Raw genomic sequence first — 20,969 nt, forward strand, 5'->3', positions numbered from 1 at the left:
AGTAAAGGGGAAATAGGGCCGATGCCCAGCTTAACCGGGCTTTCAATACAGGGGGCTACAGCGGGCAGGAAAAGGTGTCAGGCCTTGCCCGATCGAACACCTCATTCGCCCAGAGCATGACAATCATTTCTTCCGCACCAATGTTGGTGATGTCGTGCGTCCAACCCGGCACTGTCTCCACGATCTCTGCTTTATCACCTTGAGTCACAAGCTCATGTGTCTGCCCGGTTTGCATATGACGAAACTTGAAACGGGCTTGGCCCTTGATCACAAGAAATTTTTCCGTCTTGGTATGGTGGTAATGCCCACCTCGAGTGATACCTGGATGGGCTGTGAAGAATGAGAACTGGCCGCAATCTGGCGTTTTGAGCATTTCCACAAACACACCTCGCGGGTCACCGTGCTGTGGCACGGTGTACGTGAAAGATTCAACCGGCAAATAACTCACATACGTAGCATATAGCGCGCGAATCCAGCCCATGCCCACACGCTCAGCCATCAGCGTGCCACGGCTCTCCTTGAAGCTCTGGATCAGAGTGCTCAGCTCTCCGACCGATGTCGTATATTGCGGCTCCGCCGTTGCGAACCCATTGGTATCTACCATGGCATCCGCGCCATCCATGAGCTGAATGAAGCACTCCACTACATCATCCACATATACCAGCGTCAGCGTTGCGGAAGGATCATTCACCTGGATTGGTAGATCGCGCGCGATGTTGTGGCAGAACGTAGCCACAACCGAGTTGTAGTTGGGTTTGCACCATTTGCCAAATACGTTGGGCAAGCGGAAGACGTGCACCGGTACACCTGCTTTGCGCTGCAATGCAAACAACGCATCCTCGGCAAAACGCTTGCTCTGCCCATAGAGGTTGTCACACGCAGCCTGTGTAGACGAGGTGTACACCACAGGTACTTTTCGGCCAGTGTCGGCAGCCACTGCACCCAGCGCCTGACACAACGCTTGCGTCAATTCGGCATTGCCAATGGTGAATTCCTGTGGATCATGAGGTCTGTTGACACCCGCTAGATGAAAAACAAAATCCACCTCCTGCAGCAAGCCGGGCAACTGCGCCACGTCACTGTCGCGCACAAAACACAGCACTTGCACATCCTTGCGCTCAGCCAGATGCAACTGCAGATTCTTGCCAACAAAGCCGTTGGCGCCGGTGATCAAGACCCTTTTCATGCTTCAGTGCCCCTCAACGTCAACCAGTTCACCTTTGGCAATACGTTGCATCCCCTCCAGCTTCAGCAGCAGCTTTTGCATGCCTGCCACATCCAAACGCTGCGTGTTGTGAGAGTTGTAGTCCTCTCCATGAGCGGTCTGAGTCAAGCGCTGCTGCCCTTGATCTACATATTTCCCATAGTTCAAATCTCTGCTGTCAGCCGGTACACGGAAATAATCGCCCATATCTTCCGCACAGGCCATTTCCTCGCGACTAAGTAAGGCTTCATACAATTTTTCACCATGGCGTGTGCCAATCACATTCACTTTGTGATCAGGCTTACCCATCAAACCCGTTACTGCATGAGCGAGCGTCTCAATCGTGGCAGCTGGCGCTTTTTGCACGAAGATATCGCCGTTATTGCCGTGCTCGAAGGCATAAAGCACCAAGTCCACTGCGTCCGCCAGCGTCATCATGAAACGCGTCATGGCAGGATCCGTGATCGTTATAGGCTGTTCACGTACAACTTGCTGGACAAACAGCGGGATCACCGAGCCACGCGATGCCATTACGTTACCGTAGCGTGTGCCGCAGATCACTATACCCGAACCTTCCAGGTTGCGGCTGGCAGCCACCATCACCTTTTCCATCATTGCCTTGCTGATCCCCATGGCGTTGATTGGATATACGGCCTTATCGGTACTTAGGCAGACCACTCGCTTGACACCTGCCTGAATCGCAGCCTCCAGCACATTCTCAGTGCCCAACACATTAGTGCGCACGGCTTGCATGGGATGGAATTCACACGAAGGAACCTGTTTAAGCGCTGCCGCATGGAAAACATAGTCCACTCCACGCATAGCCTGTTCTATGCTGCGTGCATCACGTACATCACCAATATAGAACTTCAACTTGGCGCTGTTGTAGCGCTTGCGCATGTCATCCTGCTTTTTCTCATCACGGCTGAAAATACGAATTTCAGCGATAGCCGTATCCAGAAAACGCTTAAGGACGGCATTACCGAAAGAGCCGGTACCACCGGTAATCAAAAGGGTTTTATTAATAAACATGTCTCAACTCAAGATTTACGCAGCACGCCTAAAGCCTCTCGGCACAATGCATCTTTTTGCTCTGGTGTAGGATAGTTGATCAGTACTGCACGGTACTGGCCCTTGAAAACGAACAGGCTTCCCGCCGCCGCACCTATCACTCCGCAGGCACGCAGCAAATCTCCAATCTGTTCGAGTGACCCCGCACCACCAAGCACCGTCAATGGCACATTGACTGCGTTGCGCATCAGCTTGGCCAGCTCAATGTCATAGCCCTTCATCTCACCATCATGGTTGATGGAGTTAATCACAATTTCACCGGCACCCGCCTCTTGCAATTGCCGCGCAAAAGCGACCGGATCCTGCTTATGCACGGACTTTCCATTGTGCGTACACAGCTCATAACCCTTGCTGAAAAGGCCTGTCTTCTTGCGCACATCCAGTACGGCCACAACGCTCTGCCTTCCGATAGCATTGGCCATGCGGGTGAGCAGCGATGGATCAGAGACCGCTGCGGAGCTGACAGACACCTTTTCAACACCAAGATCAATAATCCGTGATGCCTGCTCGGCAGTCGTAACCCCTCCGCCATAGCACAGAGGCATACGACACTCTGCCGCCAGCTTCTCAATCAATGCATAGTTGGGCTCGACTTTGTTCACTGCAGCATCGATGTCGATCACCATCAACTCATCGGACTCCTTTTCATTGAAGATCTTGACGGCATTGATCGGGTCGCCAACATATTTGGGTGACTTGAACTGCTGGGTCTTGACCAACCCACCTTTATGGATCAGCAGGCAAGGAATGATGCGGGGGCGCAGCATGGCTCAAAACTCCACAAAATTCTTCAAGAGCTGGGCACCGAAATGGTGACTCTTTTCAGGATGACACTGCACGCCATGGATATTTCCCTTCGATACGATGCAATCAAAGTTCACTCCGTATTCCGCAGTCGCAGCTACATCTCGCTTGTCATCCGCATCGAAATAATAAGAATGCAAAAAGTAAAAGCGCGGCTCTGGCTCGAAATCAGTGAACAGTTTATGCCCCGGACGAATCTGGATGTCATTCCACCCCATATGTGGCATCGGCAAATCCTTTGAAGCAGGTGCAGACGCGAATGCCTTCACGCGGCCAGGCACCCAGTTCAAGCCCGAAAGCTGACCTTCATCGCTACCGCTTGCCAGCATCTGCATCCCAACGCAGATACCGATCACCGGTACATGACGTGCTAACACCATCTCCTCCAACTGCGGCCGCATACCCGATGCGTTAAGCAACCCCATGGCATGGTCAAACGCTCCCACGCCAGGCAGTACCAGCCTGGTAGCCCCCTCAAGCTCCTCAAGGGTACGAGCGCGCGATGCCTCCAAGCCAAGACGTTTGAACATAGTCAGGAATGCTTGGATGTTTCCCACTCCGTAGTCGATGATTCGAATCATCGGAAATACCTCTTTTCCAGACCCAGCCAACGCATTGCATTGGCGCCCAAGCCAATCAACCAGCGCTTATTTTTATAGTCACGATAGGTCTTGTTAGGTGCATCGAATATCTGTTGCAATTCATCCACAGTGAGATCGAGCTTGTTGGCAACGTACTCGAACTCCTGCTTTAGAAAATGCTCATCCATTTCAGGCTTTGCAATACGCTCTAAAGCAGCCTCACGAGACATTTGCCCTGTCATAATCAGGCTGGAGAAGTGTGCACGACGTTTGTGGAAGCCAAATTTTCGGGGCAGCCAATAGTCTTCGTAAAAACGCGTGAAACGCGACTCATGATGCTTATGCTGAAAGCGCTGCCAACCAAACAAACGCCCCAACTCATCCTCCGCATCTTTCTTCACAAATGGAACTAGATTCAATGGGTGATGAACCTTCATCCCAAGAATTTTCTGATAATATAACTTGTAAACAAGGATATCTTTAAGCGGAAAGGTTTCCAGCGGACGCTTACCGAATTGACGATGAATGTCATGGAAAAGCATAGTGTCAATCCCTAAATACCCCCCCCACTCCTCAGGCTCACGGCAGCACTCCGTCGAAAAATTTGAACCTGTAATCACATGCTTGATCTTGTGCTTACGGGCAAATTTATAGAGCGAGGAAAAAAATGATGCATCCTGAGGAAGATCTTGATCAGGGATACCAGACTTCAGAAATGCAGACTGCAAATCTTTCATTTCCTCCCAGTTAATGACATCAGTATAAAGATCCAAACCCAGGCCATCAACCAGCTTCTCAATATTCCCCACGGCCTGATCAGTATTCCAACCCGCATCCACATGGAATAGCAATGGGCGCAGCCCCATTTTCTTTACCGCTATATAAGCAGCATAAGAGCTGTCCAATCCACCACTTAGGCCAATGATGGCATCAAACTCTTTGCCTTTAGTATCCGCCTTGATCTGCTCGGCCATGCGCGCCAGAGCTTCGGCACCCAATGCCCCTGTATTCCAATTGGGTTGAATAACGTTTGTAAAATTATTACAATATTCACAAACACCTTGATCGTCAAACTGAATGTGTGGATCAGATGTATCCATAATGCAACGGGTACAGATACGGCAGGGCTGGTTTTTTTTTGTGATCATTACTGCTGATTATTGGAAAATGTAATTGCCAATTTTTTAAGTGTTAGTTGCCACAACAAAGTGCCGACTTCGTATTATTTGAATAATTTCAGGCAATCGTTCAAGAATTTCTGGGATCGATACATTCATATTATGGACAACTGCAGGAACGTCATGCGAGGCATATTCCGCAACCATAGTTGACGGATAAGAAACTATCAAGTCCACGCGAGGAAAGACCAAGCGATCATGAATCATGGTCCAAGGCAAGCCAGCGAGCTGCTTTCCAGCGCAAATCGTCGGATGAGGTTTGTAGAAAAACTGCACGTCGGCAACTTGCTGAAGCGCAATAACTAGCGCGCTATGGGCCGCCTCGCATAGTGGATGACCTACGAACAGAATAGATGGTCGAGCAGATTTAGCTATATCCGTCAGCAAGATAATCGGACGGTAATAAGTCTGCACCAGTTTTTCCGTAGCGCAGCGAGGAGAAAGAATCTCTTGCTTGAAAATATTAGCGTCTGCAAAAGAATAAACATGTAGTCGATCCACCGCTCGCAGACGTGTCGGTATCTGCACACCGAGACCGGAGTCTGGGCCATCGATATTAACTGAGCCATGCTGCATGACAGTCAATCGTCGAGACGGTTGTTGGTGACGGGTGCTCCAGACCGAGCCGTCGACCAGTACTGCCCAACGGTCAAAGTGCTCAGTCGTCAGTAGCGGACCAGGAAGCTTGTCGATAGCCAGACGGGCGAAGAACCAGCGCCAAGCAGTGTAGGTCTGGAGCCCCCAGCCGTGCAGCCCTCTTCGGCGTTGCAGTGCGCGGTGCGCTAGCGTGGCTAACTTGAGCGAACGGGCGATGTCGACTTCGTCAAGCAATGTAATCGCAGGAATCACTTCCGCTTCTGCAGGGAGCCCGCTCAGTGGCGCCCATGGGAGCTCGAGCCATTGCCGGGGCATGTCTGGCAGGTGCCGCGCATGCACGATGTCAGCGGAGCGCGAAGAGAGCCCAAGGATCTGACCAGCAGCGTCAAAATTAGGGGGCATCGTGGTCGAGAGGGACGCCCTGATCTGACGAAGCTGCCGACCATACAGAGCCGGAGCCAACACGTACCATAGCGGAAGGCTGATGTGCTGGATGAGCCTGGATAGGGCCGGGAAGCGACGCATCTTGCCAATCCATCGCGCCGGTCGCGGGATCTTACCGAAGACGTCGGCGTCTAGGCCGGCCATGGACACAATGTGGCGATCGACGGCCACTTCATTGCGCACTGCGCGCAGATAGTCGACAACCAGACGGAGGTCTCGAACAGAAGCCTTGAAGGTAGATGAGCGCATGGCGGGACGGCTCAAATCGAGAAACCATCGTCCACGATGAGATTTTGTCCGACGATGTGGCGCGCGGCATCGGAGAGTAGAAACACGATAGCCCCGGTGACGTCCTGCGCGTCCAGCATGCCCTTGGAGAGGCAGTGCTTGCCGTAACTGGCAAGGAACCGCTCGTCCTGACCTGCCAGAATACCGCCTGGGCTGACGCAGTTCGCGCGGAACGCAACTCCACGTCCCTTCATGTACGCATTCACGTAGCGCGTCATGTGCTCGAGCCCGGCCTTAATCGCGGCGTACTCGACTGGCATTGTCATCGCAGTGTCAGTATAGACTTCGAAGCGTGGCGCCATCGAGCCATAGATTGAGGACAAGTTGACCAACGAAAACGTCTGCTGACGCTCCAGCGCATAGCGGGCGCAGGCTTGCATGAACAGGAAATAGCCCCCTATGTGTAATCCAGTGTTTTCACAGAAGTCAGCGTACTCGACATCGAAGAATTGCCGGCCATAGCGCGGGTTGCGCGGATAGGCAGTGTTGACGGCACCGTCGACCGCGCCGAAGCGGTCGTGAGCGTCGGCCAACGCGCGATCGACGGATGCTCGATTGGCCATATCGAGCATCGCGCAGGAAAGGGCGTCCGCACCGTGGACGTCGGTCAGCGCCTGCAAGCCTGCGGCGTCGGTGTCGAGGGCGACCGCGCGGCCTCCGGCCGACAGCACCGCGTCCACGATGATCCGGCCAATATGGCCGGCCGCGCCGACGACGAGGACGGTCTTGCTTTGAAGGGAAAGGGGGGCATTCATGTGTCGAGAAGGGACTGTGCCACTTTGAAGTCGTATTCGTCGTCGATGTCCACGGCTCGTTCCTTGGGAACTACAACCGATTTGACGCGTCCTTCGAACAGGTTTGCGTGCGTGAGCACGAAATCGGGTCGGGTTACGTACGCAACGGTCGTCACATCATAGACGGCGGGAACGTCCTGCCGGCGTTGGAACTTGGCGTCTCCCAGCACGACGCGTGCGAAGCCGTCGGCGTCCTCGCTCACCATGTTGAAGTATGGACTGCGGGCGGACGGTGTCACGGTAATAACCACTTCCACCTCATTGCGTAAGGCATCCATACATCCCCGAACGTCGTCCTGATTGCGAAGCGGGCTGGTCGCGGGCAGACTCAGCATAATGTCGAAATCCAGCCCCAAGACCCCGCGTACATGACCGATGGCGTGGCGCCATGCCATCCACTCCGAGGCTGTGTCGGTCGCGAGTTCTGTGGGGCGGTCGATGACCTCTGCTCCGTACTCCCGCGCCACCGCTGCGATAGCCGCGTCATCGGTCGAAACGAACACCCGTTCGATACGGTCGATCGACTGCGCGAGGCGAATGCCGTGAGCCAGCAATGGCAGACCACCCAGCAGCCGGATATTTTTACCGGGCAGGCCCTTGGAACCGCCGCGGGCGAAAATAAAAGCAAAAGTGCGCATGGTCAATTTGAGGGTAGCTTCACAGGCAGGCCGGTCGTGGCCGACTGACGCATGGCATCCACCATCGTCAGCACGGCTAGGCCGTCCTCGTAAGCGATGCGCGGCGCGGCGCGGCCCTGCGCGAGATCGATGAAGCCGCGTAGCAGTTCCAGGTACATCGCATTGCGATCGACCTCCGGCTCGGAGAACAGGACCTTCTCCCCGGACCCGGTTTCCAGCGTGATGCTGTTGCCAACCAGATCCCACAGCAGGTTGCCGTGCTCGCCGATCACCTTGCAGCGACGAGTCGCTTTGCGCTGGAGGAAGTCCATGTGCAACTGGGCGACTAGGCCATCGGCCCGCGTGAGCAGGATGTCCGCACGGTCCTCGACATCGATCTCCAGCAGGCCGGATTGCCCGGTCACGCAGAAGACCCGGTCGAAGCGGCCGAAGAGGTGGGTCAGGTAATCGAACTCATGGCTCAGCTCCAGCAGTACGCCGCCGCCCAACGAGCGGTTCGCGGATACGTTGCGGCGGTAGTCCGATCCGGGGCGCCAGTCCGGCAGGTATTGGCCGAGGTCGATGTGGACGCTATGGAGGCGGCCGGCGACCTGCTCCTGGAGCAGCATGCACATGCGGCGGCACGACGACAGGAAGCGCAGGTTGTAGGCCACCTCGATGCGGTCGCGCCACGGCGCCAGCCGTGCGGCCAGAGCTTCGTGACCGGACAGGGAGTCGCTCAGCGGCTTCTCGATCAGCACCGCGATTCCGGTCTCCAGCAACGCGGCGGCATGGTCCAGATGCAGCGGCGCGGGAGACGCGACCACCGCGAGCTCTGACTTCCAGGCTAGCGCCTCGTCGAACGACGCGAAGCAGACGGTGGCCGGCGTCTCGCCGGGGGCGATGGCGCGGCCGGAGGCCGAGACACAGGCGATGTCGGCCTGCGGCAGCAATTGGCGCAGATTGGCGATGTGGCGGCGCGCGATACTGCCGCTGCCGACCACGAGGCACTTGGAAATCGCCGTGCTCACGAACGGACCTCTTCTTGCGCGCGATGAAAATCGTCCATGCGGCCGATGTCCAGCCAGTACTCGTGCACGGGGAACATGTTGACATCTCGACCGGCGACGATTTCCTGCTCCAGCAGCGTGGGCATGTCGATGCGCTCGCCTGGCACGACGCGTCCGATCAGTTCGGGCGACAGGATGTAGATGCCGGCGCTGATGAAGAAGCGCTGCACCGGCTTCTCGACGATCTGCGTGATGCGATGGCCCTCGCTTTGGATCACGCCGTATGGAACCTGGCTCTCATACTCGCGTACACACAGCGTCGCGGCACCCTCGTGCCGCTGGTGGAACTCGAGTAGGCTGCGGTAGTCGACACGGGTCAACAGGTCGCCGTTCATGAGGATCATTGGCAGCTTGACTTCGCCGGCAGGGAGTAGACCCAGCGCGCCGCCGGTCCCCAACGGCGCTTCTTCATGGACGTACTGGATGTTCACCTTCCACTTGCTACCGTCGCCGAAGTGGTCGCGGATCATCTCCGGCAAGTAGTGAGTGGAAATGTAGAACCGATGGAAGCCAGCGTCGGCCAGACTCTGCAGGATCAGCTCGAGGATGGGCTTGTCGCCGACCTTCAGCATAGGCTTCGGGCAGTCCTGGGTCAGCGGATACAGGCGCTTGCCGAAGCCGCCGGCCATCAGAAATACGGGGTTATCAATGCGCTTCTTGTCGAGCAACTCGTGCAACGTTTCCAGCCCGACCACGCGTCCAGCGGAATCCACCACAGGCAGATGCAGCAGCCGGGTGCTCTCCATGACCGATAGGATCTTTTCGCGAGGCCACTGAAGTTCGGCCACCTGGGGCACGGCGCACATGACCTCGCCGACCGGCGTGGTCAGGGGCAGGTGGCGCAGCAGCGCGCGCCGGACATCACCATCGGTCAGCGTGCCTTGCAAGTGCTCATTGTCGTCGACGACGAGCACGATGCGCTGGCCGCCCTCATCCAGCGTGGCGATAGCGGCTTCCAGCGGGGTGTCCTTGCTGACAGCGATACGTTTCCATTGATTCATGCGAGTACTTCTAATAAATTTCCGTTCCCGATTGTCCTCAGCGCCGGCTAGATCCCGTTTCCCGCATCGGCCCGGCCAGTCCCGGATCGGTGTCGAGCAGCCGATTCGCAGGACCCACGATCAGCGCTCCGGGCGCCAGATCGCGCACCAACGTGACGCCGGCGCCGACGACGGCGGCGGCGCCGACACGCAAGCCCTGAATCAGCACCGCGCCCGCGCCGATGAAGGCGCCATCACCGACCTGCACCGCGCCGCACAGCACGGCCCCGGGGGCGATGTGGACGTCGGCGCCGATGCGGCAGTCGTGATCCACACTGGCGTGCGTGTTGACGGTGACGTTGGTGCCCAGGACAGAGCCCGGCTGGACGACGGCACCGGCCATGATCTGGACGCCGTCGCCCAGCGCCACGTCAGGCGCCACCCAGGCGGCGGGATGCACGAGCGCAGGGAAAGCATACCCGCGCGCGCTCCAGGCGACGTAGAGTCGCGATCGCAAGCCGCTGCGGGCCAATTGGCCGACGCCCAGCGCCAGATCCACCCGTGCCGGGCCAAGCCGATCCAACGCCTCGTCGCCGCCGAGCACAGGCACGCCTTCCCAGTCACCACGACCTTGCGCCTGCAAGGCAGGATCACAGACTCCCAGCAAGGCGCGGCCGCTCGCACGCACAAGTGCCAGCAGCACGCGGGCGTGACCGCCGGCACCGAGCAGGACCAGCGGACGATCGGAAACAGAGGACTTCAGCATGGGATGAGTCAAAGCGTCAGCAGCTCGCCTTCCGCGACGTCGTGCCGCGACGTCATGCCCACCAGGCGCCACAGCGACATCGCAGGGACGCCGGAGCCGCAGCGCGCCGTGGTCAGGTCCTCGCGCGTGAGCACCGCGCCGGCGGCGATTGGACGTGCGGCGACCACCTGCTGGCGGGCCGCCTGGCGGGTGTTCCATTCACTCGCCTGCGGGCACTTCGCGCCGTCGCCCATCGCGAGTTGCAGTTCGCGTATCTGGTGGATCATCATCATCAACTCACCCGGCTCCAGCGACGCGCGGTGGTCCGGTCCCGGCATCGCGCGGTCGATCGTGAAGTGTTTTTCGATCAGCGTCGCGCCGCGTGCTACGGCAGCCACCGGGATGAGGATGCCTTCGGTGTGGTCGGAATAACCGACCGGCAAGCCAAAGGCGGCGAGCGTGTCCATGGCCTTGAGATTGACCTCGTTCATCGGCGTCGGGTACTGGGACGTGCAATGAAGGAGCGTCACACGCCCGCGCAGCGACGCGCGCCATTCCGGTTGGCTCCAGCCACGCCAGATCGCCGACTCGTCGACGGGCTCTCTGTCGGCGTTGAACGCGTGCGCAATCACCGCAAGGGCCTGCTCGACCTCAGACATCGTCGCCATGCCGGTGGAGACCACCAGTGGCCGTCGCTGACGGGCGAACTGCCACAGCAGCGGCCCGTTGGTCAGCTCGCCCGACGGCACCTTGTAGAACGGCATGTCGAACTCCTCAAGGAAATCGAGGCTGCCACTGTCAAAGGCCGTGGACAGGAACTGGATGCCACGGGAGCGCGCGCGCTCCTGCAGGTCCGCGTGCCAGGCACGCGGCAGCTCCAGCTTGCGCAGCATCTCGAGTTGCGACTCGACTGCGTCCGTGGTCTCGCGCTGGTAGCCCGCCTTAGGCGCCTGGAGCGTCGCCAGCTTCTTGGCCTCAAAAGTCTGGAACTTCACCGCGTCGGCGCCCGCGTCAGCCGCGCGATCGACGAGAGCGCGCGCCAAGTCAAGGTCGCCGTTGTGGTTCACACCGGCTTCGGCGATCACATAGACATGGTTTGGCTTCATTCGATCTCTTTCAGCAGCATGAAGGCCTCGGCAGCTGCCGCCCCGCACTGGGAGCCTCGCAACTGGGCTTGTGCTCGCAGCGCAACATCGCTGCGAGGGAAGGGGAACGGCGCCATCTCGCTGGCGTAGATTGACATGATCTCCAGCTTCCGGTCAAGGAAGCCGGAGACGTCCACGAACAGGTTGGGACGAAAGCCGGGATCTTCCGGCTTCACGCCGTACTCGGTCTCCGACAGCGTCTCGTAGGCACGCACCGACCGAACGGTGGGGTAGCGGAAGGTCTTGGTGCAGGCCGCGCAAGCGTCGAAGACCGCGGCATGGTCGCTGTGGGCGTCGTTGCGGTAGGGCACGTAGAGCGTGTGGACCTCAAGCTGCTTCACGACAGCACCCAGCGCGCCAACCAAGTCGGCCTTGGAGATGCGATCCAGCTGCATGGTAGGGAAATCGAGACGGTGCGTGCCAGCAAAGCTGTAAGACTTCGCAACGCGCAGTATCTCCTCGCTCCGCGAGCGCACGCGCTCCTCGGTGAATCCCTGTGCAGTGGAGATGCCAGTGAATACGATCCAATGCACCTGGTCGCCGTGGGCGACATGCTTCAGCAACGTGCCGCCGCAACCCAGCGTCTCGTCATCGGGATGCGGCGCCACGACGGCGACGACTTTGGCGTCAGGGGTGGACATTCAGGGGGTCCTCGGTCTTCTTGAACAGGGGGCCAAAGTCGATCTGCTTGAGCAGCTCGACGGCACGGGCTTCGCTATGGCCATCACCGTAGGGATTCACGAGCATGCGCATCCCAAGGTTGAACTCTTCGGATGCGACCCGGTCGAGCGCGACTCGGAAGGACGGCGTGTCACCGTCGCTGAACACCACGTTGCCTCCGCACAGGCGGCCACGCTGGCGCTCGCCCAGATTGATCACGGGAAGTCCAACCGAGGCGGCCTCCAGCAGGCCGGCAGACGAATTGCCCACCATCAGCGCCGCGTGGCGCATCAGGTTCACGAAAAACGCCCGGGCCGTATTGCCATAGAAGGTCACTTCGGGCGCTTGGGCCAAGTCTTGCATCGCGGCCAGCAGCACGGCATTACCCGGATCGGCGTTGGGGGCGCCGATCAGCACGTGATAACCGCGCTCGATCAGGGTGCCGACGGCGCCGCGCACGTAGTCGGGCGCCAGTTCTCGCTCCTGATCCACCGGGTGGAAGATCAGGATGGCCAACGGCGCGCCACCCAATGCATGCGGCTTGGCGCCCACGCCAGACAGGGTAGCCGTACGGTCGAGGGGAGGTTCCGCCACGAACTTGTCGAGCGCGACGCTGCCGATCACGTGGACCCGCCGGGGATCCTCGCCGAGATGGGCCAGGCGCTGAGCATGTTCCTCGATGCTGACGAAATGCGCCGTCGACAGCTTGGAGGTGGCGTGACGTACGGGGTTGTCCACGTGTCCGTCGGCGGCATGGTCACCGCCGAAGAAGTGCACCGTCGGGATGTCAAGGAAGGCGCCGAGGGTGGCGCCGATCAGCACGTCCTCGCGGTCGCCAGCATAGACAAGCATGTCCGGCCGGTAGGCACGCACCACTTCCAGCGCGCCAGTCAGCAGTCCGGCGGCCGTCTTCAACCGCGAACTCTTGCTGTCACCGCTAATCAGGGTCTCGATCTCCGCGAGGATCTCCAGACCGTCCTGGCGGATGAGTTCGACCGAACGACCGAACGCCGGCGACAGATGGGCGCCCGAGACGAGTAACTTGAAGTCGACCTCGGGGTCACGGGCGAGGCGTCGATAGACGCCGCTCATCAAGTCGTAATCCGACCGGATGGAGGTCATGCCCAGAATGCGTGTCATGTCGGCTCTCAGAACAGGTCGGAGATCGCCATTTCGCGATTGATGGCGGTCGCGTCGAAGACGGAGCGCAGCCCAATGCCGCCGAATTGGTAGTCGAACTGGCGGTTGGGCTCAAGGCCTGAGCTTGCCGAGACCAGCACGTTGACGGACGCGTCGTCCGGCAGCGAAGCGAGAGCTTCAGGCGCGTCCCACCATAGCAGATCGACAGCGTCCTGGCGGCGCTTGAAAGCCAGGCCCTGTTCGAAGGTGTAGGTCGATCCCGGCCGGGAGAGGCGCCACGCGCGGATGACTGGATCGTTCAGATCCAATCCAAGCAGGCCGGCCTTATTGAAGCTGCCGGCCTTGGCAGCGACGAGCAGCGTGTCCTTGTCAACGGTGGCTACGTAGTCGGACTCCGGCAGTGTCCAGTCCAGGCGCTTGCGGAAGCCGGGCGTGGACTGGCTGTTGGGGAAACCGAACACGAAGTCCACACCCACTTCCGTCGCGATGCGGTAGTTCTCCTGCGCGAGTTGCGTGAAGAGTCCGAATTTGCGATGGGATTCCGCCACCATCGTGGTCATCGAGATATACGACTGCTTGCGGATATCGCCGCAGGACAGCGGCATCGGTACGATAGCGTAGTGGCCCACCAGACGGCCTTCGTCGTAGTAAAGCGAGACAACGGGTTCGCCGTTCGGGTTGTCAATATAGGCCCAATCCCAAACGCTGCCTATCGCGCGCTGGCCGAAGCTATCGAAGAAGAGGTCTTCGATCGCCAAGCGATGTTCGAGGAGGTCCTGCTTGCGGGTGACGGTGAAGGTCTTCATGTCGTTGCTTCTCTCGTGTTCTGCTTCTGGATGAAGGGGCAAGCCCGGTCAGACAACCGGCTCAGGCGCGGGCACACTGCTGGGCAGGTTCACGACACGAGCCTCGAGCCACTCGGACTCGACAAGCGAACCGCGGCGTGCCTGCTCATAGGCGGGCAGCGTGTGCATCAGGCGCCAGATCGGGCGCGTCATCACGCCGGCTGCATTCGTCGCGTCGATCAGCGCCTCACGTTGGGCCGCGTCTTCGCAGATCACGCCGTTGAGCCAGTAGTTCGACCGGCAGTTGTCCGGCTCGACGATGGGGGTCAGACCGACCTGCGGCAGGAACTCGATGTAATGCGCGGCCAGCACGCGCTTTGCGGCGATGAAACCTTCCAGCTGCTCCAGCTGCGCACAGCCGAGGGCTGCGTTCAGGTTGGGCAGGCGATAGTTGTAGCCGACCTCGTCGTGGACGTATTCGTAAGGATGCGGCCGCTTGGCCGTCGTAGTCAAGTACTTGGCGCGCGTGCCGATACCTTCGTCCGCCAGGACCATGCCGCCGCCGCCGGTCGTGATCACCTTGTTGCCGTTGAAGCTCAGGGTGCCGATCAGGCCGAAGGTACCGGTGTGCCTACCCTTGTAGTAGCTGCCCAGCGACTCCGCGGCATCCTCGACTAGCGCAATACGCCAGCGCTGGCAGACATCCACCAGCCCATCCAAGTCAGCGGGGTGGCCGAAGGTGTGCATTGGCACGCAAGCGCGAATGACCTTAGCGTCAAGCGTGGTGCGGCACAAGCCATCGGAGTCGACACGCGCGTTATCAGCAAGCCAGGTTTCCAGGGCTTTTGCAGACAACCCCAGGGTCCGTTGTTCGACGTCAATGAACACAGGCTCTGCACCGCAGTAAGCGATAGCATTACAGGTAGCAACAAAGGTCAGCGCCTGCGTGATCACCAGATCGCCAGCCCTAACTCCTACTAGCTTCAGCGCAATGTGGAGCGCGGCCGTGCCGTTCATGGTCGCGACAGCGCTAGGGCTGCCAGTGTACGCACACATATCGCGTTCAAAACGGTCTACGAATTCACCCACGCTAGACACAAAGGTTGAGTCGATGGTCTGATTTACATACGCTCGCTCGTTGCCAGCGAATGTAGGAGCGTGTAGTGGAATGAATTCGTTGCTGCGATACTCATCGCGGACAAACTGAATCAATCGATTGAACATATTCGGTTCTTGGATCAAACGTTGTAGATGTCAGCCTTGTATTTCTTGAGATTGTCAGGATCTGTGAACCAGTCGATAGTAGCCTGCAGCCCTGCGCGAATATCGTAACTCGGCTTGAATCCTGTCAGGCCGTAGATTTTCGTGTTGTCACACCAGAGGCGAAAGACCTCAGATTTTTCAGGTCGAATACGCTGCTCATCGGTTAAGAACTCAACATCACTACCCATCAGTTCGCGGATTATCTCCAGCGTATCGCCAATAGATATTTCAAAGTTAGACCCAATGTTAACAATCTCACCGATCGCTTGATCACAACGGGCCAACTCGAGAAAACCACGGCAGGTGTCGAGCACGTAGTTAAAATCACGCGTCGGCGAGACATCGCCGAGCTTGATTTGCTTCTTGCCATTGGCGATTTGCGTGATGATGGTCGGTATTACTGCGCGCGCCGACTGACGCGGGCCATAAGTGTTGAACGGGCGCGCGATCGTCACCGGCAGGTCAAACGCGTTAAAGAAGCTCATCGCCATCGCATCGGCCCCGATCTTAGAGGCACTGTATGGTGACTGCGGCTGCAGCGGATGCTTCTCATCAATGGGGACATACTGGGCAGTTCCATAGACCTCGCTGGTAGAAGTATGGATCACGCGTTTGACACCATTATCCATCGACGCCTGACAGATATTGAGAGTACCTCGAATATTGGTTTCAACATAGCTATCGGGCGCAACATAGGAGTAAGGAATCGCAATCAGCGCACCGAGATGAAAAACCACATCCACATTTTTAGTGATTTGCTTGCAGTAATGAGGGTCGCGTATATCACCACTCACAACCTCAATGTCTTTCAGACACCCAACATCCTCCAACCAACCCCAGTAATTAAAAGAGTTATATTGAGTCAATGCCCTGACACTGCAACCATTCTCGACAAGATACTCCGTCAGATGTGAGCCAATAAAACCATCAGCACCAGTAACAAGAACATTCTTCATATCAAAGCCTATATTTCCTCAAAGTCAAGTATATCACAAAGTACATTGGGTAAAGGTAAAAATCCACATGATTGTAAAGACTCCCCCTCAAATGCGAGGTTATAGACAACAACATTAAGAATGACACCACCCACAAACCCAAATTAGATCTAAACCTTGCAAGGCCATAAATATACCCAACGATAAATGTATAAACAAAAATCAAAGGCAACCCAAAAATAAAATAAAAATTAAGGTATAAATCCGCTTCTACAGGCCATTGCTCTGTAGCTCTAATTTCCCATGCCCAAGGAAAATATTTATCCGTCAGCATATGATTCATATCATAATAAATATTTAAATCTTTAATGCCAATTGGACTCAAAAATTTATTGAACGGCAAAAAGAAAGTTTGCATAAAATTTGGATCAAAATCTTCCAAAAGAATCATTAGATTTCTTAATGCCGTAAAATAATTCAAAGCATATGGCAAAAATCCATCTACAGTCATCCAAGAAATATTTCTAAAATATAAGCCCAAAGCAAATATAGCCAATAAAATTACCGTATAAAAAATTGTTTTTATTTGAAAAAATTTCAAATCCCGAATCCAGGGAAGCACAGCCAATAGAAAAAAAATAGCAATCAATTGCTTACTTCCATGCACAGGTGAAGTTATTAACAGCCACAAAACAAAAATCAACAAAGATAGCTTAGACTTTTTCTTATACGCATAAAATCCAACTAACGCAGATAAAATAAATGTAAAAAAATGAGAAGCGACAACATACAGACCCGAACCTGCCCTATTCAGAAAAGCATCACCCGGAGCTTCCATCCAGTAAGATAATCCGCCGCTATTAAAAATAATAAGAAATACTGCGGAAGTTGATAATGCATAAAGAATATTTATTTTAATCCTCAAGCCAGCCAGAGAATCTCTCCCTTCTCCTGAATTCTGTAAATTTTTTAAGACACCCTCGCCCACGGACGCGCCAAAGACAGCTGTTACATGCGTCAAAAAAATCATCCCGTAAGCAATTTTATATTTGAAAGTCGAAAAATCATCTTGGGAATGAATATCAGCATACATTGGTGCAATGATGAAAAATATAAAATAATATCCATGAATTATGGAATTTGAAGAAATAAAATATTTAGGAGGAAATAATGCAAACACAAATAAAAACAAAACCGAATAAATAAATAGATAACTCCCCAATACCTCTCCAAGCAAGCCAATTAAGACCAGCCCCATCAATAATGCAACAATGTATTTAATAAAATACTCAAACATTTTTAAGCCGATTTATTATTTTTTCCGGAAAAGAAAATTTATAAATAATATATGCTACAAAATTCACAACAGCCATTGTTATGGCGATATACTCTAACGAAGAATTTTTTGCAGAATAAAAAACAAAAGCACACATCATCATGAAGTGCAGCCATGCACCGAATAGCAACGCAGAATCATTTTTATTTATATACATTTTCAATTTATATGGCTCTATAATAGCCATCCCTGCTCCAGCCAATATTAAATAAAATATTATTTTCAAACTCTGGAAATTTATTCTCTCACCATGGAAGAAAATAGCTAAAACGCAGAGAATTATCAACATTACTGAACTAATAGAAACTAGCAGAACCCAATAATATTTAAGTATCTTTCGCCACAATTTCTCGCATTCCTCATTATTTTCAATTGCAGCCAAGCGAATGCATTTCGGCCAGAGTGTCGCTCCTATTCCTAAACTAACAATTAGTCCCGGAATACTCGAAATTGTCAGATAAAAATAGAATTCTCCTATTTTTTCAAAATCAAAAAATCTTTCCAATATTAATTTATCAACAGCCGTCACCCCAGAAATACTTATGGCTACAAGAATGAATACTCGAGCCTTCACCAAAATATCTAAAAAATCAACAACAAGATTTTTAAAATCGATATTTTTAAATCCATCCCATATAATCCCAATTGAAGGCGATCCCATAAAAGAAGCAGCAAAAACAAAAAAACTCCAGAATATTAGTATGTTATATATATTTATACTAACAATACCAAGCTCTGCAAAAAAAATAAAAAAAATGACCCATCCCACATTTTTAACAAATAAAATCAATGATGCTTTAAAAGGTTCAAGGTTGATTATATAAAATCTATACAACTCAGTACTATAGTGCTCAAGAACTAATACAAGACAACCTAAGAACCAAAAATTCAACAGCAAATCATAATACAGCATCACCAACAATGGCAATATAAGAAAATATACCCCAATACTAGCAATACCATTAAGAAAATATAATTTAAACTTTTCTCTAAATGATAAGGAATGATATTTCCGCGCTATTACTTGATGTATTTCAAAACCGGCAATTTGTGTAAATAGTATTGCCAAAGTTGAAAATATAGCAAATTGACCCACAACTTCGGATTTATTCACATACCCCAAATATGCTACGAACAATATCTTTGCGGAAGCAGATCCTCCCCGCAGGAAGAAAGCCAATATTGTGGATCTATCCATAGTATGGAGTTTTCATCCAAATAAATTAAATTTTGGACAAATCTGCCACACAATTCATTACCCCGTGCAGAGTGGCCAATAAACTCAAACGATTACTCTTCAATCTCTCATCGTCCGCATTCACCATGACGTGTTCAAAGAACGCATCCACCTGGTCACGCAACGCGGCCAAGGTCTGCAGGCTGGCGGTGTAATCACCTGCGGCAAACTGTCGCTCGGCTTTCGGTGCCACCTGCTGCAGCGCGGCGTACAGATCTTTTTCAGCCTGCTCCACCAGCAGTGCGGCGTTCACCTGGGGTTGCACCGCTGCTTCCGCCTTCTTCAGGATGTTGCTCACGCGCTTGTTGGCCGCTGCCAATGCAGGCGCTTCGGGCAGCGCCGCAAACGCGCGCACGGCTTCCAGCCGCTTTTGCACATCGGACAGGCGCTGTGGGTGCAGCGCCAGCACGGCTTCGATTTCCTGGGCGCTGTAGCCTTGTTCGCGGAACATGTTTGCCAGGCGGTCGTAGACGAATTCGACCAGTTGGGGCGTAGCGTCGGTGATCTTGTCGCCAAAGGCCGGCAAGGTGCTGACCAGCAGCGTTTCCAGATCCAGCGCCAGGTCCTTTTCCACCAGCATGCGGATCACACCCAGCGCGTGGCGGCGCAGCGCAAAGGGATCGCGATCCCCCGTGGGCAGGTTGCCGATACCGAACATGCCCACCAGGGTTTCCAGCTTGTCGGCCAGCGCCACCACCACACCGACATCGCCGCGCGGCAGTTCATCGCCTGCAAAACGGGGCTTGTAGTGGTCTTCGATGGCATCGGCCACGGCCACATCCAGCTGATCGTTCAGGGCATAGTAGCGGCCCATGGTGCCTTGCAGCTCGGGAAACTCACCCACCATGTCGGTCACCAGATCGGTCTTGGCCAGCATGGCGGCCTGATCGGCCTGGCGGCCTAGTTCCGGGTTGCCCAGTTGCTGGGCAATGCTCTTGGCGATGGCACGCACGCGGGCGATACGTTCACCCTGGGTACCGAGCTTGTTGTGATAGACCACCTTGTCCAGCAGTTCGACACGGCTGGACAGGGTCTTCTTGCGGTCCTGGTCAAAGAAGAACTTGGCATCGGCCAGACGGGGGCGCACCACGCGCTCGTTGCCGCCGACGACGGCCGATGCATCCTGGGGCTGGATGTTGCTGACAATCAGGAACTGGTGGGTCAGCTTGCCGCTGGCATCCAGCAGCGGGAAGTACTTCTGGTTGGCCTTCATGGTCAAGATCAGGCATTCCTGGGGCACGGCCAGAAATTCCTTCTCGAATTCGCAGACCAGCACATTGGGGCGCTCGACCAAGGCCGTCACCTCGTCCAGCAGGGCTTCATCCTCAATGGGACGCACGCCACCCCCGATGCGCTCGGCTGCGGCCTGCAGTTGCCGGGCAATGTCTGCACGGCGCTCCGCAAAGCTGGCAATCACGGCGCCTTCTTCGCGCAGTTGCTCGGCATAGCTGTCGGCATTGCGGATCACCACCGGGTCCACGGCCGCTTCAAAACGGTGACCATGGGTGGCCGTACCGGCCGTCAGGCCCAGTGCCTTCACGCCGATTAGCACCTCGGTGCCATGCATCACCACCAGACCGTGGGCCGGGCGCACAAAGTGCACGCTGGTCCAGCCGTCCTGCAACTGGTAACGCATGACCTTGGGAATGGGCAGCTTGGCCAGCGCTTCGTCCAGCGCTTTCTGCACGCCATCGGTCAGCAGCACACCCTTGGCCGTGGATTCGTAGAACAGGGCTTCGGCCTTGCCTTCGCCCTGGCGCTTCAGACCAGCCACGGCGGAGTCGTCCGCGCCCAGCGCGCTCAGCTTCTTGAGCAGCGCGGGCGTGGGCTTGCCGTCAGCGTCCAGACCTACGGCCACAGGCATCAGCTTTTGCGAGACCGCCTTGTCGTCGGCCTGGGGCAGCACTTCGGTGATGTGGGCTGCCAACCGGCGGGGCGATGCATAGGCCGTCAGGCGCGATTCGGTCGACGCCAGCAGGCCCTGGGCCTTGAGCTGGTCAAACAGCACGGAGGCAAAAGCCTCCCCCAGCTTTTGCAGCGCCTTGGGCGGCAGCTCTTCGACAAACAGTTCAACCAGTAGATTCGATGCGTTCAT

20 protein-coding genes are annotated in these 20,969 nt (G+C 55.4%); all 20 read right to left on the bottom strand.

Features of this window, described 5'->3' with window-relative positions; translation table 11 throughout:
* Positions 1 to 55: 55 nt before the first annotated feature.
* Complete coding sequence (gene wbjC, locus B3349_RS13225; protein WP_291589318.1) at positions 56 to 1,186, bottom strand: UDP-2-acetamido-2,6-beta-L-arabino-hexul-4-ose reductase; 1,131 nt, start codon at positions 1,184 to 1,186, stop codon at positions 56 to 58.
* Positions 1,187 to 1,189: 3 nt separating this feature from the next.
* Entirely contained in the window at positions 1,190 to 2,236 is a 1,047-nt protein-coding gene (locus B3349_RS13230; protein ID WP_280057819.1) for a polysaccharide biosynthesis protein, read from the bottom strand.
* A gap of 8 nt (positions 2,237 to 2,244) precedes the next feature.
* Positions 2,245 to 3,042, bottom strand: a complete 798-nt coding sequence (locus B3349_RS13235; protein WP_291589320.1) for an AglZ/HisF2 family acetamidino modification protein — start codon at positions 3,040 to 3,042, stop codon at positions 2,245 to 2,247.
* A 3-nt stretch (positions 3,043 to 3,045) separates the two neighbouring features.
* On the bottom strand, positions 3,046 to 3,660 hold the full coding sequence (gene hisH / locus B3349_RS13240) for an imidazole glycerol phosphate synthase subunit HisH (RefSeq protein ID WP_291589322.1): 615 nt from the start codon (positions 3,658 to 3,660) through the stop codon (positions 3,046 to 3,048).
* Positions 3,657 to 4,808 carry an N-acetyl sugar amidotransferase gene (locus B3349_RS13245; RefSeq protein WP_291589323.1) on the bottom strand — a complete coding sequence of 384 codons (1,152 nt, stop codon included), beginning with the start codon at positions 4,806 to 4,808 and terminating at the stop codon, positions 3,657 to 3,659. Before B3349_RS13245 ends, hisH begins: the two co-directional genes overlap by 4 nt.
* Positions 4,809 to 4,844: 36 nt before the next feature.
* Complete coding sequence (locus B3349_RS13250; RefSeq protein ID WP_291589325.1) at positions 4,845 to 6,128, bottom strand: hypothetical protein; 1,284 nt, start codon at positions 6,126 to 6,128, stop codon at positions 4,845 to 4,847.
* Between the two features lie 11 nt (positions 6,129 to 6,139).
* Positions 6,140 to 6,922: an oxidoreductase gene (locus B3349_RS13255; RefSeq protein WP_291589327.1), complete on the bottom strand. Its 783-nt coding sequence runs from the start codon at positions 6,920 to 6,922 to the stop codon at positions 6,140 to 6,142.
* Entirely contained in the window at positions 6,919 to 7,599 is a 681-nt protein-coding gene (locus B3349_RS13260) for an acylneuraminate cytidylyltransferase family protein (protein WP_280057827.1), read from the bottom strand. The genes B3349_RS13255 and B3349_RS13260 overlap by 4 nt, the downstream gene beginning before the upstream one ends.
* A 2-nt stretch (positions 7,600 to 7,601) precedes the next feature.
* Positions 7,602 to 8,609, bottom strand: coding sequence for a Gfo/Idh/MocA family protein (locus B3349_RS13265; protein ID WP_291589328.1), 1,008 nt, complete (start codon positions 8,607 to 8,609; stop codon positions 7,602 to 7,604).
* The gene (locus B3349_RS13270) at positions 8,606 to 9,649 is read right to left on the bottom strand and encodes a nucleotidyltransferase family protein (protein ID WP_291589330.1); all 1,044 of its coding nucleotides are present in this window, start codon (positions 9,647 to 9,649) and stop codon (positions 8,606 to 8,608) included. The genes B3349_RS13265 and B3349_RS13270 overlap by 4 nt, the downstream gene beginning before the upstream one ends.
* 37 nt (positions 9,650 to 9,686) lie before the next feature.
* Complete coding sequence (locus B3349_RS13275) at positions 9,687 to 10,394, bottom strand: acetyltransferase (RefSeq protein ID WP_291589332.1); 708 nt, start codon at positions 10,392 to 10,394, stop codon at positions 9,687 to 9,689.
* Positions 10,395 to 10,402: 8 nt separating this feature from the next.
* Entirely contained in the window at positions 10,403 to 11,479 is a 1,077-nt protein-coding gene (gene neuB, locus B3349_RS13280) for an N-acetylneuraminate synthase (RefSeq protein ID WP_291589334.1), read from the bottom strand.
* Positions 11,476 to 12,159: a PIG-L deacetylase family protein gene (locus B3349_RS13285; protein ID WP_291589336.1), complete on the bottom strand. Its 684-nt coding sequence runs from the start codon at positions 12,157 to 12,159 to the stop codon at positions 11,476 to 11,478. The genes neuB and B3349_RS13285 overlap by 4 nt, the downstream gene beginning before the upstream one ends.
* A complete protein-coding gene (gene neuC, locus B3349_RS13290) occupies positions 12,146 to 13,318 on the bottom strand; it encodes a UDP-N-acetylglucosamine 2-epimerase (RefSeq protein WP_291589338.1) in 1,173 nt (390 codons plus the stop codon). The genes B3349_RS13285 and neuC overlap by 14 nt, the downstream gene beginning before the upstream one ends.
* Positions 13,319 to 13,326: 8 nt before the next feature.
* Positions 13,327 to 14,124, bottom strand: coding sequence for a GNAT family N-acetyltransferase (locus B3349_RS13295; protein WP_291589339.1), 798 nt, complete (start codon positions 14,122 to 14,124; stop codon positions 13,327 to 13,329).
* A 48-nt stretch (positions 14,125 to 14,172) separates the two neighbouring features.
* On the bottom strand, positions 14,173 to 15,345 hold the full coding sequence (locus tag B3349_RS13300) for a LegC family aminotransferase (protein ID WP_291589341.1): 1,173 nt from the start codon (positions 15,343 to 15,345) through the stop codon (positions 14,173 to 14,175).
* Complete coding sequence (locus tag B3349_RS13305) at positions 15,342 to 16,322, bottom strand: NAD-dependent 4,6-dehydratase LegB (protein WP_291589343.1); 981 nt, start codon at positions 16,320 to 16,322, stop codon at positions 15,342 to 15,344. The genes B3349_RS13300 and B3349_RS13305 overlap by 4 nt, the downstream gene beginning before the upstream one ends.
* Position 16,323: 1 nt before the next feature.
* Entirely contained in the window at positions 16,324 to 17,598 is a 1,275-nt protein-coding gene (locus B3349_RS13310) for an O-antigen polymerase (protein WP_291589345.1), read from the bottom strand.
* The gene (locus tag B3349_RS13315; protein WP_291589347.1) at positions 17,591 to 18,751 is read right to left on the bottom strand and encodes a polysaccharide biosynthesis protein; all 1,161 of its coding nucleotides are present in this window, start codon (positions 18,749 to 18,751) and stop codon (positions 17,591 to 17,593) included. The genes B3349_RS13310 and B3349_RS13315 overlap by 8 nt, the downstream gene beginning before the upstream one ends.
* Positions 18,752 to 18,860: 109 nt before the next feature.
* Positions 18,861 to 20,969, bottom strand: coding sequence for a glycine--tRNA ligase subunit beta (gene glyS, locus B3349_RS13320; protein ID WP_291589349.1), 2,109 nt, complete (start codon positions 20,967 to 20,969; stop codon positions 18,861 to 18,863).

The organism is Comamonas sp. UBA7528, assembly GCF_002479375.1.
Taxonomy (GTDB): Bacteria; Pseudomonadota; Gammaproteobacteria; order Burkholderiales; family Burkholderiaceae_C; genus Comamonas.

What these genes read in the sequence shown, in the direction of transcription:
- wbjC (WP_291589318.1), bottom strand. Translation starts at nt 1,186, where the DNA reads ATGAAAAGGGTCTTGATCACCGGCGCCAACGGCTTTGTTGGCAAGAAT.
- B3349_RS13230 (WP_280057819.1), bottom strand. Translation starts at nt 2,236, where the DNA reads ATGTTTATTAATAAAACCCTTTTGATTACCGGTGGTACCGGCTCTTTC.
- B3349_RS13235 (WP_291589320.1), bottom strand. Translation starts at nt 3,042, where the DNA reads ATGCTGCGCCCCCGCATCATTCCTTGCCTGCTGATCCATAAAGGTGGG.
- hisH (WP_291589322.1), bottom strand. Translation starts at nt 3,660, where the DNA reads ATGATTCGAATCATCGACTACGGAGTGGGAAACATCCAAGCATTCCTG.
- B3349_RS13245 (WP_291589323.1), bottom strand. Translation starts at nt 4,808, where the DNA reads ATGATCACAAAAAAAAACCAGCCCTGCCGTATCTGTACCCGTTGCATT.
- B3349_RS13250 (WP_291589325.1), bottom strand. Translation starts at nt 6,128, where the DNA reads ATGCGCTCATCTACCTTCAAGGCTTCTGTTCGAGACCTCCGTCTGGTT.
- B3349_RS13255 (WP_291589327.1), bottom strand. Translation starts at nt 6,922, where the DNA reads ATGAATGCCCCCCTTTCCCTTCAAAGCAAGACCGTCCTCGTCGTCGGC.
- B3349_RS13260 (WP_280057827.1), bottom strand. Translation starts at nt 7,599, where the DNA reads ATGCGCACTTTTGCTTTTATTTTCGCCCGCGGCGGTTCCAAGGGCCTG.
- B3349_RS13270 (WP_291589330.1), bottom strand. Translation starts at nt 9,649, where the DNA reads ATGAATCAATGGAAACGTATCGCTGTCAGCAAGGACACCCCGCTGGAA.
- B3349_RS13275 (WP_291589332.1), bottom strand. Translation starts at nt 10,394, where the DNA reads ATGCTGAAGTCCTCTGTTTCCGATCGTCCGCTGGTCCTGCTCGGTGCC.
- neuB (WP_291589334.1), bottom strand. Translation starts at nt 11,479, where the DNA reads ATGAAGCCAAACCATGTCTATGTGATCGCCGAAGCCGGTGTGAACCAC.
- B3349_RS13285 (WP_291589336.1), bottom strand. Translation starts at nt 12,159, where the DNA reads ATGTCCACCCCTGACGCCAAAGTCGTCGCCGTCGTGGCGCCGCATCCC.
- neuC (WP_291589338.1), bottom strand. Translation starts at nt 13,318, where the DNA reads ATGACACGCATTCTGGGCATGACCTCCATCCGGTCGGATTACGACTTG.
- B3349_RS13295 (WP_291589339.1), bottom strand. Translation starts at nt 14,124, where the DNA reads ATGAAGACCTTCACCGTCACCCGCAAGCAGGACCTCCTCGAACATCGC.
- B3349_RS13305 (WP_291589343.1), bottom strand. Translation starts at nt 16,322, where the DNA reads ATGAAGAATGTTCTTGTTACTGGTGCTGATGGTTTTATTGGCTCACAT.
- B3349_RS13310 (WP_291589345.1), bottom strand. Translation starts at nt 17,598, where the DNA reads ATGTTTGAGTATTTTATTAAATACATTGTTGCATTATTGATGGGGCTG.
- glyS (WP_291589349.1), bottom strand. Translation starts at nt 20,969, where the DNA reads ATGAACGCATCGAATCTACTGGTTGAACTGTTTGTCGAAGAGCTGCCG.